Source organism: Bradyrhizobium sp. SZCCHNR3119, assembly GCF_032487775.1.
GTDB lineage: Bacteria > Pseudomonadota > Alphaproteobacteria > Rhizobiales > Xanthobacteraceae > Bradyrhizobium.
This window is the reverse complement of record NZ_JAUEUV010000001.1, coordinates 2,545,434-2,562,172: the sequence shown is the minus strand read 5'-3', so window position 1 is coordinate 2,562,172 and position 16,739 is coordinate 2,545,434. Positions and strand designations below refer to the sequence as shown.

Below are 16,739 nucleotides of genomic sequence, written 5' to 3'. Positions count from 1 at the left end.
GGGTCAGGCTCCGATGATGACGGGGGATGCCGCAGCCTGCGTGTTCTGCGGCGCGGCCGGGCTTGTGAGCTCACCGAGCAGGCTGTAGCGCTCCAGGCTGTCGATTCTGATCGGCAGTACCTGCCCAATGATGTCAGGTGAGGCCATCACGTGTGCGGGCTGCAGATAGGCGGTGCGGCCGACGATCTGTCCGGGATTGCGCGCTGGCCGCTCAAACAGCACATCGACAACCGTACCGATCGCGGCCTTGTTGAAGGCCGATTGCTGGCTGTCGATCAAGGCCTGGAGTCGCTCCAATCGCGCGTCCATCTCGCTTAAAGACACCGTCTCCCGAATCTCCGCCGCCGGCGTGCCCGGTCGCGGCGAATATTTGAAGGAATACGCCGCAGCGTAGCCGATTTGTGCGACAAGCGCGAGAGTGGCGCGAAAATCTTCCTCGGTCTCGCCCGGGAAACCGACGATGAAATCCGATGAAAATGCAATATCTTGGCGCGCCGCCCGGAACCGGTCGATGACTTTGTGATAATCGATCGCCCGGTGTTTGCGGCTCATCGCCGCCAAGATCCGGTCCGAGCCGGATTGCACCGGCAGATGGATGAAGGGCATCAAAGCCGGCAGGTCGCGATGCGCGGCAATCAGGCTGTCGTCGACGTCGTTCGGGTGGCTCGTGGAATAGCGGATCCGTGCGAGCCCCGGAATCTCGGCAAGCCGGTACAACAGCCGGCCGAGCGTCCAACTCCGCCCGTCAGGGCCCTCGCCATGATAGGCATTCACGTTCTGCCCGATCAGGGTGATCTCGCGCACCCCGTTCTCGGTGAGGTCTCTGATCTCGTCGACGATCCTGCCGACCGGGCGCGACATTTCGCTGCCGCGCGTATAGGGCACCACACAGAAGGTGCAGAACTTGTCGCAGCCCTCCTGCACCGTCACGAAAGCCGAGACGCCGCGCGCGCGGATGGTCTCGGGCTTGGGCTTGGCGAGGTAGCCGAACTTGTCGTCGGCGGGAAATTCAGTGGCGATGGCGCGTTCCCCGCCGCCGGCACGCTTCAGGAGATCGGGCAGGTGGTGGTAGCTCTGTGGGCCGACCACGATGTCGACGACCGGCGCACGCGCAACGATCTCCTCGCCTTCGGCCTGGGCCACGCATCCGGCTACCGCGATCCGCATGGTGCGGCCGCCCCGCGCCGCCTCGTCCTTGGCCAGCCGCAGCCGGCCGAGTTCCGAATAGACCTTCTCGGACGCCTTCTCGCGGATGTGGCAGGTGTTGAGGATCACCAGATCGGCGTCCTCAGCGCTTGCGGTCTCGACAAAGCCCTCAGGCTGAAGCGTATCCACCATGCGCTGGGCATCGTAGACGTTCATCTGGCAGCCATAGGACTTGATATGCAGCTTGCGCGGCGGCGTCATAAATCCCGCTTGGTTGGATCCTGATTCGCGGTGAATACGGCACCTATCCGGCGCCAAACCCGATGCGGCCTCAGATATAGTCTAACCGGCTGAAAATCCAGCGATCGGGGCGTTTTTGGCGCCCAATTGGCCGAGCAAGGCCGGCAATTTCGCCATATCGTCAAAGGTCAAGTGCGCGCCCGCCGCCTGCAGGGTCGCGCCATGGTCGGGCCGGCAATGGCTGCCGCCGTAGAACCCGAACACGGTCATCCCGGCGGCCACCGCGCCGGTCACGCCCGCTACGCTGTCTTCGACGACGAGGCAGCGGCCAGGGGCGGCCCGCATTTGTGCGGCCGCGAACAGGAACAGGTCGGGAGCGGGCTTGCCGTTCTGGACCTGCGAGGAGGAGAAGATATGCGGTGCAAAGCGGTCATAGAGGCGCGTGGCGCCCAGGCTGACCCGCATGCGCTGGTGCGAACCGGAGGAAGCGACGCAGGCCGGCACATCGAGCGCATCGAGCGCGTGCGCGATCCCTTCGATGGCCCGAAGGTCGGCCTCGAACGCGCCGAACAGCCGCTCCTGCAGCAGCACGTTGAAGTTGTCCGGCAGGCTGCGCCCCAATTCGGCCTCGATTTCCAGGCGCGCTTGCTTGGCGGAACGGCCCAGGAAGCGATCGAACACCTGATCGGCCGTGATCGGATAGCCGCATTGGCTGAGTACGTCGGCGTGGGCCTGACAGGAGATCACCTCGCTGTCGACCAAGACGCCGTCGCAATCAAAAATGACGAGATCGACAGGTGCGACGGAAGATGGCCGGATCAGTTGCTCGTTTCCTCTTCGAGCGGAACGCAATACAGCTCGAGCCGGTGGTCGACCAGCTTGTAGCCGAGCTTGCGCGCGATCTCCGCCTGCAGCTTCTCGATTTCTTCGGAGGTGAACTCGATCACCTTGCCGTCGCGCAGATTGATCAGGTGATCGTGGTGGCTGTCGCGCATCTGCTCATAGCGAGCGCGGCCTTCGCGGAAATCGTGCCGCTCGATGATACCGGCATCTTCGAACAGCTTGACGGTACGATAGACGGTCGAGATCGAGATCTTGTCGTCCACTGCGACGCAGCGCCGGTATAGTTCCTCGACATCGGGATGGTCAGCTGCTTCGGCCAGCACGCGCGCGATGACGCGGCGCTGCTCCGTCATGCGCATACCGGTCGCGGCGCAGCGCGCCTCGATATCGGAGGATTGCAGCACGGGTGTAACGGTTTTCAAGGACGTCATGGTCTCTCGCCTTAAGGGGTCCGCTTTCTGCCACCAAGCTCATACTACGACAAGTCCCGGCGCATCAGAAGTGCATTCAGTTGTTCCCCGCCGGGCTGCAGATAATAGCGTTCGCGCCGCCCCACGGTCGCAAATCCGGCCCGTTCGTAGAGACGTCGCGCTGGCTGGTTGTTCTCTTCGACTTCGAGGAACACCGTCCGTACGCCGCGGCCCGCTAAATGACCCAGATGCGTCAACAGCAGATGACGAGAAAATCCGCGGCCGCGCTGATTTGGGTCAAGTGCGACGGATAAAATCTCGGCTTCGTCGGCGCCGATGCGCGAGACGATGAAGCCGACGGTGCGCCGTCGCAGCCTCAGGCGGTGCACCAGTGTGTTGCGCTCGGCGAGCATGGCCTCGAACTCGCTCTCGCCCCAGCCGCGGTGGAATGACGCAGCATGGATCTGCGCGAGCTTCGCTGCATCGCGCAATGAGGCAGCCTCGACCGCCGGCTTGCCGCCCCCGCACAACAGTGAAAGCCAGCCCATCACGACGTTGCCGTCTGCGCGGCCGCGTGCGGTATTTCTGCAGGGAGCTTGACGTCGGGGGCCCGCAAGTAGAATGGGCGGGCGCTCGCGCGCTCGGGATCCGCCGCGGCCCCGAGCCAGGCGATCCACGTGATGTCGGGCGCGGCCTGCGTCTGGACACTCACTGGAGGCTCGGCATCGATCGGCCAGCGTTCGGCCAAGAGCTGGGCAGCGTTGCCGACCAGATGCACTGCACCAAACCGCGCGGCGGCCAGCGCCTCGCTGACCGGCGCCACCTGCGGTGCGACGAGTTCGTCGCCGCTGCCGGCGACCACTTGGTAATAGACCTGATCATGGCGGGCATCGATCGCCGAGATCACGGGATGCGGGCCATCCTCGCTGACGACAGGAGCCGCATAGGCCGACAATGTGGTGACGCCGACTACCGGCTTGTCGGCGGCCAGCGCAATGCCGCGCGCGGCCGACAGGCCGACGCGCAGCCCGGTAAAGCTGCCAGGGCCCGTCGTGACGGCGATGCGATCGAGCGCCGCGAAGGACATCCCCGACCGCTCCATGAGGCGTGCGATCATGGGCATCAGCGCCTCGGCATGACCGCGTTTCATCGGCTGTGATTCGAGGGCGCGCATCTTGCCCGTATCCGTGTCGAGCACCGCGGCAGCGCAATGATCCAGTGCGGTATCGATGGCGAGAATCAACATCGTGTCGGTGTGGTTGTCGCCCCGAGTCGGGGCGGCGGACGCCTCATCTCTGAGGCCAATGCGGTAAAGTTCGTTATTCTTACTGAATAGAACGGGCTCAATATCGCACCTCGGTGCGCCCGATGGAAGTCTAAATGGTTGAAAATATGGGGGATTAAGCCAAGATTCTGCGGGCGAACGGCCGCTTGAAGATGTTCGCCGGCGGGCGGGGAGCGATTGGGGAGCGGCGAATGGACGCAGCTCCCCAATGGCCTTCTTACATTGGGCGGACTTCGACCACTTCGGGCACGAAGTGCCGCAGCAGGTTCTGGATGCCGTGTTGCAGCGTCGCGGTCGACGACGGGCAGCCGGAGCAGGCCCCCTTCATGTTGAGATAGACGATGCCGTCCTTGAAGCCGCGGAAGGTGATGTCGCCGCCGTCATTGGCGACCGCAGGACGCACGCGCGTTTCGATCAGGTCCTTGATGATGTCGACCGTCTCGGCATCGGCCTCATCGTAGAATTCGTCGTCTTCGTCGGCGAGTTCGTCATTGGCTACGCTGCCGTCGGCGAGCAGCGGTGCGCCCGACATGTAGTGCTCCATGATGGCGCCGAGGATCGCCGGCTTGAGGTGCTGCCACTCGCCGCCGTCCTTGGTCACCGTGATGAAGTCGGCGCCGTAAAAGACCCCGGTAATGCCTTCGACGTCGAACAGGCGCGCGGCGAGCGGCGAACGCGCGGCGGCGTCTCGGCTGTTGAACTCCATCGTACCGGTCTCGAGTACGAGGCGGCCCGGGATGAACTTCAATGTTGCGGGATTGGGGGTAGCTTCGGTCTGGATGAACATGGTTTTCTCCGGCAGCGCCGGTTCAAGGCCGGCGTGTGGGGGCTTCTCTATCAGATGGCGCCTGCGGGCGCACGATCAAGACAGCAGGCCGGCTATGCCAGCGCGTCGATCTCGGCATCCTTGAGGTCGCCCGGCACGATCAGCACCGGAATCGGGAACGTGCCGACGGTATTGGTGACTTGCGTGATCAGGGGACCTGGCCCCTCCGCGCCGGAATTGGCCGCCAAAACCAGAACCGCAATGTCGGCATCGGCTTCGATCGTGGTCAGGATCTGCTCGGTGGGGTCGCCTTCGCGAATGACCCGTTCCGGCGGTCTGGCGCCGGCGGCAGCCGCCAGCGCCGTGCCGCGATCCAGCGCGGCGTTCGCCTCGTCATGGGCCTCCGCCCGCATGAGGTCGGCGACACCCAGCCATTGCTGGTTCTGGTCCTCGGTCTCGATGATGCGCAGCATCACGATGCCGCCGCTGCTGCGGATCGCCCAGCGGCTCGCATAGCGCAGCGCGCGGTCCCACTCTGCGCTGTCGTCGACGACAACGAGGCATTTCGGCGTGTGCCCGGTCTGATAGCTCTGCCGCTGAGGGGACATCGATGCTTCGCTCGCTCGAGGTCGTCCGACGTCAAACGGCATCATGCTGCCATAACCGGCGCCGCTTTGGGAGGGCTGCCCTCGGGCGCGAGGGCGGCCCTCATGCCGCCGAGGTTCAGCGCTTGCGAATGAAGCCGACGATGTCCTTGGCCGTCTGCATCGTCTCGCTGGCGATCGCCATCGCGCGCTCGCCGCCGTCGACCAGAACGGAATCCACGTAGCCGGGGTCCGCCGTGAGCCGCTTCATCTCGGCCGCGATCGGCGCGAGCTCGGCCACGCACAGCTCCACCAGCGCGTTCTTGAAGCTGGAGAATTGACCGCCGCCGAATTCGCGCAAGACGTCCGCCTTGCTGCGGTTCGACAGCGCGGCGTAGATGCCGACCAGATTGTCGGCCTCGGGTCGTGGTTCCAGACCCTTCTCCTCGGTCGGCAACGGCTCCGGATCGGTCTTTGCCTTACGGATCTTCTGCGCGATCGTGTCCGCATCATCCGTCAAGTTGATGCGCGAATAGTCCGAGGCATCAGACTTCGACATCTTCTTGGTTCCGTCGCGCAGCGACATCACGCGCGTCGCCGGCCCTTGGATCAACGGTTCCGGCATCGGAAAAAACACGCCGTCGCCAAAGCCGTTGCTGCGGATGGACTCGCCGAAATCATTGTTGAACTTCTGTGCGATGTCGCGCGCCAGCTCCATGTGCTGCTTCTGGTCTTCGCCGACGGGCACATGGGTGGCGCGGTAGAGCAGGATGTCGGCCGCCATCAGCACCGGGTAGTCGTAGAGGCCGACCGAGGCGTTCTCGCGGTCCTTGCCGGCCTTCTCCTTGAACTGGGTCATGCGGTTGAGCCAACCGATGCGCGCGACACAGTTGAAGATCCAGGCGAGCTCGGCATGGCCCGAGACCTGGCTCTGGTTGAAGACGATATGCTTCTTCGGGTCGATGCCGGCTGCAATGAATGCCGCCGTCACCTCGCGCGTCGCGCGCGGCAGTTCCGCCGGGCCGCCCCATACATCGACCGGCATCGTGATCGCGTGCATGTCGACGACGCAATAGATGCAGTTGTGGGTCTCCTGCATCTTCACGAAGTTGACGATGGCGCCGAGATAATTGCCGAGATGCAGATTGCCGGTCGGCTGGACGCCCGAAAAAACCCGTTCCACGAAAGCCATGGTCGATATTCCCTGCAGATTTGCTGCGTCGTTTGGCACGAGCGCCCTAAACGTGCAAGTCGCGGGGCGGCTTTCGCCGGATCGCCCGGATGGTTTCGCGCCAGCCGATGACGCCGAGTACCCGAAGGAGCACGCCGTAGACGGCCACCGCCGTCGCAATCAGCGCCAGCAGGACGATCGCCCGGCTCAGAACGTGCTGTGGAGGGTGCGCGCCCGTGACCGTCGTTGCGAGCCAAAGCGCGCCGCCCATGATGATGGCGGCGAGCACGATGCGCGGCAGCCGGCGCCGTGACGCCGGCTGGATCGCAAAGCCGAAGCGTGCCGCGCCGCGCCGGATCAGCACCAGCGTATTGGCCCAGGCGCCGAGCGCCAGCCCCGCCGCGATGCCGCCGGCACCCAGCACTTGCCCGAGCAGGAAGCCCAGCGCGATCGCGGCGCCGGACCCGATCAAGGTGGCTCGCAGCGGTGTCTGCGTGTCGTTGCGCGCGAAGAAGCCGGGCGCGAGTGCTTTGGTGAGGACCTGCGCAGGCAGCGCCGCCGCAAGCCACATCAGGATGCCCGAAGTGGCGGCCGTATCCTCGGGGGTGAACGCGCCATGCTCGAACAGCAAGGCGACGATGGGATGGCTGAGCAGCATCAGTCCCAGGGTTGCAGGCAGAGCCAGGCCGATCGTGAGTTCGATGCCGCGCGATTGCGCCTGTGCGATGGCCGTCTTGTCGCCTGCATGGACGGCGCGCGTCAGCTCCGGCACCAATACGGTCCCCATCGCGACGCCGACAATGCCGAGCGGTAGTTCGATCAGGCGGTTGGCGAAATAGAGCCAGGACACCGCCGAGCTCTGCGCCGAGGCGATGATCGCTCCTGCCACTGCAAGCAACTGCGGCGCCGCGCTGGCGATCATGCCGGGAAGCGCCTTGCCGATGAAAGCGCGAAGCTCAGGATCGAGCGAGATGCGCAATGGTCTTGCGTCATTGCGGCCCCGGTGCAGCAAGAGGATCAGGAGCTGCAGCAGGCCGGCGACACCGACGGTGGCCGCCAGCATCGAAGCCGCAAACGCCGGCTCGCCGGGCACGACGAGCAGCGCGATCGTCGCGGCGATCAGCACGAGATTGAACAATAGCGGCGAAAACGCCGTCAGCGCAAAGCGCCCGTGGGTACTCGCGAGCGCGAGCAGCACCGTCGAAGGTCCGGCAAAGGCGAGATAGGGCAGCATCAGCCGGGCGTCATCGACGGCGATGGTCAGTGTCTCCTCGCCCGCGAAGCCGGGCGCGAGCACGGTCATGACGACTGGCATTAGGAGTGCCAGCAGCGCTGCGGTGGCGATAACTCCGGCGCTGAACGTGGCGAGCACACGGCCGGCGAAGGCGGCCGCCGCGGCCGCGCCTTCGTTCTGACGCAGTCGCAGCCAGGCCGGCACCAGCGCAGCGTTGAGCGCACCCTCGGTCAGCAATCTGCGGATGACGTTGACCAGTTGGAACGCGGCAAGAAAGGCGTCGGCGACGGGGCCGGTGCCGAGTAGCGCGGCCATCAACGAGTCCCTGACGAAGCCGAGCAGCCGCGAGGCCAGTGTCCCCGAAGCCATGGTGAGAAAAGATCGGATCATCGGGCTTCTATAGCAGCACGGCTTGTGATAGGCCCCAGCCTTTCGCAATCGCCGCAGACGGGGCCGGTGGATGACTGACGCAAAGTTCGACGTTCTCGCGATCGGTAACGCCATTTTCGACGTGCTGGCGCAGACCGACGAAGGTTTCCTCGCCAAGCACAGCATGGCCAAGGGCAGCATGACCCTGATCGACGAGGCGAGGGCGGCCGCAATCTACCGCGACATGGGTCCGGCCACGGAGATGTCCGGGGGATCGGCTGCGAATACCATCGTAGGGCTCGCGAGCTTCGGTGCGCGCACCGCCTATGTCGGCAAGGTCAAGGACGACCAGATCGGCAAGATGTACACCCACGACATCCGCTCCGCCGGCGTGGTGTTCGACACCCTGCCTGCCGCGGACGGCCCGGCCACCGGCTGCACCTACATCCTGGTGACGCCGGACGGCGAGCGCACCATGAACACCTATCTCGGCGCGGCCCAGAAGCTGACGCCTAACGACATCGATGCCGGGCAGATTGCGGCTTCGCGCATCACTTATCTGGAAGGCTATTTGTGGGATCCGAAGGATGCCAAGGATGCCTTCGTGAAGGCTGCCACGATCGCGCATGATGCGGGACGCGAGGTGGCGCTGACCTTGTCGGACGCGTTCTGCGTCGATCGCTATCGCGGCGAGTTTCTTGACCTGATGCGCGGTGGCACTGTCGATATCGTGTTCGCCAACGAGGCTGAGCTGCACTCGCTGTATCAGACCTCGGATTTCGACGGCGCGCTGAAGCAGCTGCGTGAGGACGCCACGCTCGGCATCGTCACCCGCAGCGAGAAGGGATGCGTCGTCGTCTCGAATGACGGCGTGATCTCGGTACCGGCGTTTTCGATCGACAATCTCATCGATACCACCGGCGCGGGCGATCTGTTCGCGGCCGGATTCCTGTTCGGCCTGGTCCGCCAGGCTGGCTATGAGAACGCCGGCCGGCTTGGCGGTCTCGCAGCCGCCGAGGTGATCCAACATATTGGCGCGCGGCCGCAGCTCTCGCTGAAAGAGCTTGCCGAGCAAAACGGTCTGCCGGTTTAGACGGAAAACTTGAAGCTGCCGATCCTGGCACGTGATGCCCGGGCTGGTCCCGGGCATCAACGTCTTCGCTCTATGCTCGTGCGTCGGTGGCCGGGCCGCGGCCTCGCCGAGTCGGCTTTGGCCGCGCAGGCGGATCGAGCCCGGCCATGATGACCCCGGAAGGTCACGCCGCCTGCTTGCCGCCCGCCGCATCGAGCCCGGCATAGATGCCGCGCTCGAAGCCGGCGAAGGCTTCGAGGCACTCCTTGTCCGCAAACGGCAGCACCTGCATCAGGATCACGCCCGTCACGTCGCGCGCGGGATCGATCCAGTAATAGGTGTTGGCAAGTCCGGCCCAGGCGAGGCTCCCGGCGCTCCGCCCTTCCGGAGTGCGGGCCGTGGTGATCATGAAGCTCAAGCCCCACTTCTTGACGATATCCGGATAGAGATCGACATCGTTGGTCACGCCGGGGACCGCCGCGACCATCTTGGTCATTTCCAGCTCGCCGATGTGATTCTCGCACATCGTGCCGACGGTCTCCGGCTTGAGCACTTGGTTGCCGTTGCCGCGGCCCTTGTTCAGGATCATCTGTGTGAACTTGATGTAGTCGCCCGCGGTGCCGTAGAGCCCGCCTCCGCCCATGTGGAATTCCGGCTCCTGTTCCATCTCGAACGGGATCGACGCCAGCGCGCCGTCCGCACCACGCGCGTGCATGGCGACCAGCCGCTCGCGTTGCGACGGGCCGAGCTTGAACCCGGTGTCGGTCATGCCGAGCGGGGCGAACAGATTTTTATGCAGGTAGGCATCGAGCTTCTGACCGGTCACGGCCTCGATCGCCTTGCCGACGAAATCGATGTTGATGCCATATTCCCAGCGCGTGCCGGGATCGGAGGCAAGCGGCGTCTTCAGCGCATCGTTCTTGCAGCTGATGATTCCGGGCAGTCCAGCCTTCTCTGCATAGGCGACCATGTCGCCGTTCCACATGTCATAGCAGAAGCCTGCCGTGTGGGTCATGAGCTGGCGCAGTGTGATCTCAGCCTTTGCGGGGCGCAGGATGGGATCGCCCTTGGCATCGAAACCTTCCAGCACCTGCGGCGCGGCAAGGTCCGGCAAGACTCGGCCGATCGGTGCATCCAAGGACAGCCGTCCCTGCTCCACCAGTTGCATCGCGCCGGCGCAGGTGATCGCCTTGGTCATCGAGGCGATCCAGAACACGCTATCCGTGCTCATTGGATCGTCCTTGCTCAGGTCCCGTTTGCCGAACGCGCCCTGGTAGATCACTTCGCTCCCGCTGGCCGCGACGGCGACCACGCCGGGAATAGCGCCGGCATCGGCCTTCTGGCGCAGCAGCCGATCGATGTCTGTCTGGTTCTGCATGAGGTCCTCCCGCTGTTTTGATTTTTGGTAAGGCGATTGTTGTCTCGCCCGTGCTGCTCGGCAAGAACTCCCGGAAGGGCGACCGGTCGCGATCTCGTGATGATGCGACAGCGAAAGCGCCGACGGGAAGACGAGCCACGGACTTTTAGAGTTCGAGGGAATTGTGGCTACGGTCGTAATCGCCACGGTGCATGGGCGTCATGCGCCGGCCGCGCTTGGCGTGGGGCGCCTTGAAACTATCTGTGTGTCAATGAGTTCGGCAAGGCCGGCAGTTGCGGCGGCAATGAGACAGGCTGGCGACGACGACCGTCATGAGGGGGCAAGATGATCTCGACCTGGAGCGAATGGAAGCGGTACCCGAGACCGGGCCGCGGCGACAATATCGAAGCGCCGATCACGCCCGGCATCTACGAAGTCCGCGTCGCCGCCACCGGAGCGCTGCATTCGTTCGGAGCGGTCGACAATGTGGCGCAGGCTTTGGCACTGCTGCCCGTCGGCCCGAAGTCCTGGTTTGGACGGCGCGATCCTGCGTCGCTGCCCGATCTCGAATACCGCACCTGTGCGACCTCGACCAAGGCCGACGCCAAGGCCGCGGCCGAGCGGATGATCGGGCAGCGTGAGACCTATCTGAGCGGCGCGGCCTGAGGCCGCATCTGGTCGGCTGAGGTGCTCTGCGCATTTGCGCGGTGCGTAATGGCGTCGTCGCCGTTATATTCGCGCAAAATCCGCACCCTGTGAGGAGACCGCTCATGACCCCGACCGCCGCCGCACGCGCATCTCAGTCGTCACAGCAGAACTTGCGGGACCGTCTGAAGGACCCCTCGCTGTTGCGCGAACAGTGCTACATCGATGGCGCGTGGGTCGGCTCGCCGGTGTTCGCCGTGAACAATCCAGCGACAGGGGCCGAGCTCGCGAAGGTCGCCCAGCTCGGGCCTGACGATGCGACGAAGGCGGTCGAGGCTGCCGCGCTAGCCTTTCCCGCCTGGGCGAAGCTGACCGCGAAGCAGCGCTCGAACATCCTGCGCAAATGGTTCGAGCTGATCGCAGCCAACCGCGAGGATCTCGCGCTGATCCTGACCTCCGAACAGGGCAAGCCGCTGGCCGAGGCGCTCGGCGAGGTCGACATCGGTGCGGCCTATATCGAGTTTTTCGCCGAGGAAGCACGGCGGGTCTATGGCGAGACCATTCCGACGCAGAAGCCCGACGCGCGCCTGCTCGCGATCAAGCAGCCGATCGGCGTGTGCGGCGCCATCACGCCCTGGAATTTCCCGAACTCGATGATCACCCGCAAGGTGTCGCCGGCGCTGGCCGCGGGCTGCACCGTGGTGCTCAAGCCGGCCAACGAAACGCCGCTGAGCGCGCTGGCTCTGGCCGTTCTGGCCGAGCGCGCCGGCGTGCCGAAGGGCGTGTTCAACATCATCACCGGCGATGCGCCGCCGATCGGCAAGGTGTTGTGCGAGCATCCGGCGGTGCGCTTCGTCGGCTTCACCGGATCGACCGAGGTCGGCAAGATCCTGTATCGCCAGTCGGCCGGCACGGTGAAGAAGCTCGGGCTCGAGCTCGGCGGCAACGCGCCTTTCATCGTGTTCGACGATGCCGACCTGGATGCAGCGGTCGAGGGCGCCATCGTCTCGAAATACCGCAACATGGGCCAGACCTGCGTCTGCGCCAACCGCCTCTATGCGCAGGACAAGATCTACGACGCTTTCGTCGAGAAGCTCGCGGCGAAAGTGGCGGCGATGAAGATCGGCGATGGCACCGAGCCCGGCGTGGTGCAGGGGCCGCTGATCAATGCGGAAGCGGTGGAGAAGGTCGAACGCCACATTGCCGATGCGGTGGGCGGTGGCGCCAAGGTCGTCACCGGTGGCAAGCGCTCTTCATTGGGGCGAACCTTCTTCGAGCCGACTGTGCTGTCGAATGTGAAGGCCGATGCGCTGGTGGCGCGCGAGGAAACCTTTGGCCCGCTCGCACCCGTGATCCGCTTCAAGGACGAAGCGGACGTGATCGCGATGTGCAACGCCTCGCCGTTCGGTCTTGCGTCCTACTTCTACGCCCGCGATCTCGGCCGGGTCTGGCGAGTGGCGGAAGCGCTGGAGTCCGGCATGGTCGGCGTCAACACCGGCCTGATCACCACCGAGGTCGCGCCGTTCGGCGGCGTCAAGGAGAGTGGCCTCGGCCGCGAAGGCTCGCATCACGGCATCGAGGAATATCTCGAGATCAAATATGTGATGATGGCGGGGGTTTGAGCTCAGCTCAGGCCGACTTCGGAAGCTTGCTCACCGGAACCATGTAGGACTTGTTCCCGATCTGGTAGATGACCTTGCCGTTCTTGCCGTCGTCGGTCGAGATCTGCGACTGCCCGAACATGATGACATTCTTGTACACGATCCCGATGCCCTGGCGCGTGATGCCGTCCGTGGTGACGCTGACCTGGGCCTCGTTGCCGCTGACCGAGAGCACGCGAAAGCTGGCGCTCTTGCCGTTGTTGGCCGAATAGCCTGCCCAGCTGCCGGTCAGGTTGCTCTGGTCGGCAGCCGGCGACTGCTTGTCGAGCAGCGCGGTCGCCTTGCCGCCGCCGGCCGAGAACAGCAATACCGCCTTTTTGCCGTTCTTGGTCCCGAGCGTGACTGAGCCGAAGTCGATGGTTGAGCCGTTGACCGTGCCGATGCCGCGCTCGGTCCGTCCATTGTGGGTGTATTCAACCACGGCCTGGGAGCCGCGGATGTTCACCACCTTGAAGCTGACGGTCTGATTGTTGGCGGTCCAAGTGCCTTTCCATTCACCGAGCAGATTGCTCTGGTGATACATCCGCTCCATGGCGGGAGATATCCGGCTGGTGCTTTGGACGACGGCCATGTGCGATGCAAAGAGCTCGGATGCTCTTTTCTCAATGTCTCTGGTCGTTACAAACCGTGACAATGACCCGATTATGCCGGCTAGGTTAACGAGCAATTAAGCTCCGTCGCCCGGCCCTTCGCAGCCGCGCGGCCTATCGCCGCAGCACCGCGATGGCGCGGTTGGCGAAGCTCAAGCGCTCGGCCATCACGGTGACGAAATAGACCAGCAGCTTTTGCCCCAGCGCCGGCCGGTCGCGCGTGATGGCCTCGAACTGTCGCGTCGTCAGGACGTAGAGAACGCTCTCGGTCTCGGCCTGAATCGTGGCACTGCGCGGCGTGTGCGCGACCAAGCCCATCTCGCCGATCGTGGTGTAGCGGCCGAGGCTGCGCACCCGGGTGGCGCCGGCATGCTCGGCCGGGATCATCACGCCGACGCGGCCGTCCAGGATGAAGTGCATGGAGTCGGCGGCGTCGCCGGCGCGAACGATCGTGCTGCCGGCAGCTACCTCGAGCCGCTCGCAACGATGCATCAGCTCAGAGGCCTCCTCCTGGCTACCCAAGATCTGGGCGAACCAGTCGCGCAGGGATGCTTCTTCCCGCTGATGTCCCTGGTGGCGCGAAATGATCGCGTCTTCGCACCATTCCAACGCATGATCGAGCTCCGGCGCGATCGCGACGTCCGGTGTAATGAACTCGCTGGCGCGCAGCGCGCGTTCGACGGCGGGCGGCACATGCACGAGCACCAGCTTGATACCGCGCTCCTGCGCCACCCGCTTGATTTGGGCGAAGCTATAGGCAGCCGAAGAATCGATCCCTGTTACGAGCTTGAAGTCGAACACCAGGAAGCGGCATTCGGGCCGGCGCATGAGCAACGCCTTGACGTACTGGTAGAGTCGGTTCGCCGAGCCGAAGAACAGGTAGCTCTGCAGATTGAGACCCTGGATCTCGCTGCCGTGCGTAGCAAGCAGCGCCTGGTCGTGGCGCGAACGATCGAGCGAAGAGCGATATTCGGTGCCATCGAAGCTGTATTTGATCGAATTGATGCGCGAAGCACTGAGCGCAAAAGCGATGCATCCGATCAGGACCCCGATCAGGATCCCGGCGATGAAGCCCCATTGCAGGATGATCAGGATGATCGCAAGCAGCGATACATAGTCGGTACGGGACAATCGCCGCCGCGATTGCACGGCCCATTTGTGCAGCGTATCGGCACCGAGATAGAGTAGGAGCCCGCCGAGCACGAATTTGGGCATGTAGCCGAGCAACGACGGAGCGAGTACCAGCATCAGAACCGAGACGGCTGCGACCGTCACGCCGGAGAGGCGACCGCTTCCGCCGGCCTTGAAATTGAGAATGGTCCGGCTGATCGAGATGCAGCCGGTATAGCCGCCGAGCAGGCCGGACAGGATGTTGGCGATACCGGTGGCGGTGAGCTCGCGCTCGATATCGGCCTCGCGATGGGTTGCGACCTCGATGCCAGCAGTATTGAACAGCGTGCTCGCCGCGGTGACGAAGGCGACTGCGATCAGATCGCCGGACATGTCGGGTAACATGTGCCATGGATACTGGGCGAGCGCATGCAGGTCCCAGCCCCAGACGAACGAGGCTTGCCCGGGTGGCTGGAAGGTCCAACCCATCGCTTGCGCATCCGCCGGGGAAATGCCGGCAAGCCGGAACCCGACATGCGTGGCCAGGGTGACCGCGACCAGGATCGCCGGAAGCCCGAACGGACTGCGCGAGCGATGCCAGGTCAAATAGAGCAGAAGCGCCATCGCGAGCGCCGCGGTGAGCTGGTAGGCGGTCTGCGGATTGGCGAACGAGGCGAGCGAGCCCAGTTGTAGCCGTTGGCCGGTGATGACGCGGATCGCGCCGAACACGATCAGCGCGCCGGTGGCGCCGAGGAAGCCGCCAACGACGGGATAGGGCACGTAGCGAATGGCGCGCCCGAGCCGGCTCATGCCGCAGCCGCAGAGGACGAGACCGGTCGCGATGCTGGTGAGGCCGAACGTGATGACGGCCGGTGCGAAGATCGATGCATTGGGGTCGACCGCGACGATCCGGTCGATCAGCGACGAGGTGAGGATCGCTGTTACTGCGGCCGTCGAGCTGTCCGGCGCGCCGATCGCGAAACGCAGCGAGCTGCCGAAGGCGAGGACCAGCGCCAGCACCGCGGAGACGATGAAGGTGATGCCCAGCCCCTGACCCAGATAGGGGGCCAGCGGCCCGGCGAAGATCAGGAGCGCGTAAGATAGGCCGTAGGTGATGGTGAGGGCACTGGCAGCGAGCCCGCCAAAAACGTCGTCAAATGCGCGCCGTCCCGCCGGACTGGCGCCGACCGATAGAATCGTCATCTAAAAAATGCTCTCAACAACTCCGTGCCAATGGCAGCGAGGGACACTGGCACGCAAACTACAAACTTACGACAAGTGCCATTCCACCCGCGAAATGGGCAGGAAGCGACGGCGCGACGCTGGAGGGCAGCTCAGATCGCAAGCTCCCGGCCGGTGATGCGCCGATAGGCATCGAGATAGCGTTTGCTGGTCGCCTCCACCACGCTGGCCGGCAAGGGCGGCGGCGGCGCTTCGCCGTTCCAGCGGCCCGCGCGCCGTTCGGCATCGAGGTAGTCGCGCAAAGGCTGCTTGTCGAAGCTCGGCTGCGGCCGGCCAGGCTGATAGGCGTCGGCCGCCCAGAACCGCGAGGAGTCCGGCGTCATCACCTCGTCGATCAGGATGATGCGCCCTTCCTGGTCGCGGCCGAATTCGAACTTGGTGTCGGCGATGATGATGCCCTGCTCGCGGGCGAGTTCCTCGCCCAGCGTGTAGATCGCGCGCGTCATGCTTTCGAGTGTGTAGGTCACCTCGTCGCCGACGACCTCCCGCATGCGGGCGATCGTGATGTTCTCGTCGTGTCCGGTCTCGGCCTTGGTGGCCGGGCTGAAGATCGCGGGATCGAGCTTGGCGCTCTCGACCAGGCCTTCCGGCAGCTTCTCGCCGGCCAGCGTTCCGCTTGCGGCATATTCCTTCCAGGCCGAGCCCGAGAGATAGCCGCGGATCACGCATTCGATCGGAAACACGCTCGTGCGTTTGCACAGCATCGCGCGCCCGAGGATCTCGCCACGATGATCTTTCAAACCAGGCACTTCCGCGATGATGGCATCGGCGTCCGCCGTGATCATGTGATGCGGCACCACGCCTTCAAGCTCGTTGAACCAGAAGGCGGAGATCTGCGTCAGCACCGCGCCCTTCATCGGGATGGTCTCGGCCATGACCACATCGAAAGCGGAGATGCGGTCGGTGGTGAGCAACAGCACGCGATCCTCGCCGACGGCGTAGATGTCGCGGACCTTGCCACGCCCGATCTTGGGAAGCGGCAGATTGCTGGCGAGAAGCGTGGTCATGACGGTA

Annotated in this window: 16 protein-coding genes; 3 read left to right on the top strand and 13 right to left on the bottom strand. The window is 64.5% G+C overall.

Annotated features, from left to right (window positions below; translation table 11 throughout):
* Positions 1-3: 3 nt before the first annotated feature.
* The 9 genes from miaB to murJ form a co-directional block, all read right to left on the bottom strand.
* Positions 4-1,407 carry a tRNA (N6-isopentenyl adenosine(37)-C2)-methylthiotransferase MiaB gene (gene miaB / locus QX034_RS11975; RefSeq protein ID WP_315702378.1) on the bottom strand — a complete coding sequence of 468 codons (1,404 nt, stop codon included), beginning with the start codon at positions 1,405-1,407 and terminating at the stop codon, positions 4-6.
* A gap of 81 nt (positions 1,408-1,488) precedes the next feature.
* Entirely contained in the window at positions 1,489-2,205 is a 717-nt protein-coding gene (locus tag QX034_RS11970; protein WP_315703150.1) for an HAD family hydrolase, read from the bottom strand.
* Positions 2,205-2,660, bottom strand: a complete 456-nt coding sequence (locus QX034_RS11965) for a Fur family transcriptional regulator (protein WP_315702379.1) — start codon at positions 2,658-2,660, stop codon at positions 2,205-2,207. Before QX034_RS11965 ends, QX034_RS11970 begins: the two co-directional genes overlap by 1 nt.
* A gap of 44 nt (positions 2,661-2,704) precedes the next feature.
* Positions 2,705-3,187: a ribosomal protein S18-alanine N-acetyltransferase gene (gene rimI / locus QX034_RS11960; protein WP_315702380.1), complete on the bottom strand. Its 483-nt coding sequence runs from the start codon at positions 3,185-3,187 to the stop codon at positions 2,705-2,707.
* Positions 3,187-3,885 carry a tRNA (adenosine(37)-N6)-threonylcarbamoyltransferase complex dimerization subunit type 1 TsaB gene (gene tsaB, locus QX034_RS11955; protein WP_315702381.1) on the bottom strand — a complete coding sequence of 233 codons (699 nt, stop codon included), beginning with the start codon at positions 3,883-3,885 and terminating at the stop codon, positions 3,187-3,189. Before tsaB ends, rimI begins: the two co-directional genes overlap by 1 nt.
* Positions 3,886-4,141: 256 nt before the next feature.
* Positions 4,142-4,711: a NifU family protein gene (locus tag QX034_RS11950; RefSeq protein ID WP_315702382.1), complete on the bottom strand. Its 570-nt coding sequence runs from the start codon at positions 4,709-4,711 to the stop codon at positions 4,142-4,144.
* Positions 4,712-4,803: 92 nt separating this feature from the next.
* Positions 4,804-5,298 (bottom strand): universal stress protein, encoded by a 495-nt coding sequence (locus QX034_RS11945; protein ID WP_315702383.1) that lies wholly within the window; start codon positions 5,296-5,298, stop codon positions 4,804-4,806.
* Positions 5,299-5,413: 115 nt separating this feature from the next.
* On the bottom strand, positions 5,414-6,466 hold the full coding sequence (trpS, locus tag QX034_RS11940; protein WP_315702384.1) for a tryptophan--tRNA ligase: 1,053 nt from the start codon (positions 6,464-6,466) through the stop codon (positions 5,414-5,416).
* A 46-nt stretch (positions 6,467-6,512) separates the two neighbouring features.
* A complete protein-coding gene (gene murJ / locus QX034_RS11935) occupies positions 6,513-8,069 on the bottom strand; it encodes a murein biosynthesis integral membrane protein MurJ (RefSeq protein WP_315747545.1) in 1,557 nt (518 codons plus the stop codon).
* A 70-nt stretch (positions 8,070-8,139) separates the two neighbouring features.
* On the opposite strand from murJ, the gene QX034_RS11930 reads away from it, so the two are divergent.
* Positions 8,140-9,141, top strand: a complete 1,002-nt coding sequence (locus QX034_RS11930) for an adenosine kinase (protein ID WP_315743530.1) — start codon at positions 8,140-8,142, stop codon at positions 9,139-9,141.
* 163 nt (positions 9,142-9,304) lie between these two features.
* Here the strand turns inward: QX034_RS11930 and QX034_RS11925 are convergent, their stop codons facing one another.
* Positions 9,305-10,498, bottom strand: a complete 1,194-nt coding sequence (locus tag QX034_RS11925; protein WP_315761622.1) for a serine hydrolase domain-containing protein — start codon at positions 10,496-10,498, stop codon at positions 9,305-9,307.
* A gap of 324 nt (positions 10,499-10,822) precedes the next feature.
* On the opposite strand from QX034_RS11925, the gene QX034_RS11920 reads away from it, so the two are divergent.
* The gene (locus QX034_RS11920; protein WP_315729980.1) at positions 10,823-11,143 is read left to right on the top strand and encodes a hypothetical protein; all 321 of its coding nucleotides are present in this window, start codon (positions 10,823-10,825) and stop codon (positions 11,141-11,143) included.
* Positions 11,144-11,247: 104 nt separating this feature from the next.
* The gene (locus tag QX034_RS11915; RefSeq protein WP_315702389.1) at positions 11,248-12,744 is read left to right on the top strand and encodes an NAD-dependent succinate-semialdehyde dehydrogenase; all 1,497 of its coding nucleotides are present in this window, start codon (positions 11,248-11,250) and stop codon (positions 12,742-12,744) included.
* A 7-nt stretch (positions 12,745-12,751) separates the two neighbouring features.
* On the opposite strand, the gene QX034_RS11910 is transcribed toward QX034_RS11915, so the two are convergent.
* The 3 genes from QX034_RS11910 to QX034_RS11900 form a co-directional block, all read right to left on the bottom strand.
* Entirely contained in the window at positions 12,752-13,354 is a 603-nt protein-coding gene (locus tag QX034_RS11910; protein ID WP_316195410.1) for a hypothetical protein, read from the bottom strand.
* A 133-nt stretch (positions 13,355-13,487) separates the two neighbouring features.
* Positions 13,488-15,686, bottom strand: a complete 2,199-nt coding sequence (locus QX034_RS11905) for an SLC26A/SulP transporter family protein (protein ID WP_315761624.1) — start codon at positions 15,684-15,686, stop codon at positions 13,488-13,490.
* 131 nt (positions 15,687-15,817) lie between these two features.
* On the bottom strand, positions 15,818-16,732 hold the full coding sequence (locus QX034_RS11900) for a phosphoribosylaminoimidazolesuccinocarboxamide synthase (RefSeq protein WP_315702392.1): 915 nt from the start codon (positions 16,730-16,732) through the stop codon (positions 15,818-15,820).
* Between the last annotated feature and the right edge of the window lie 7 nt (positions 16,733-16,739).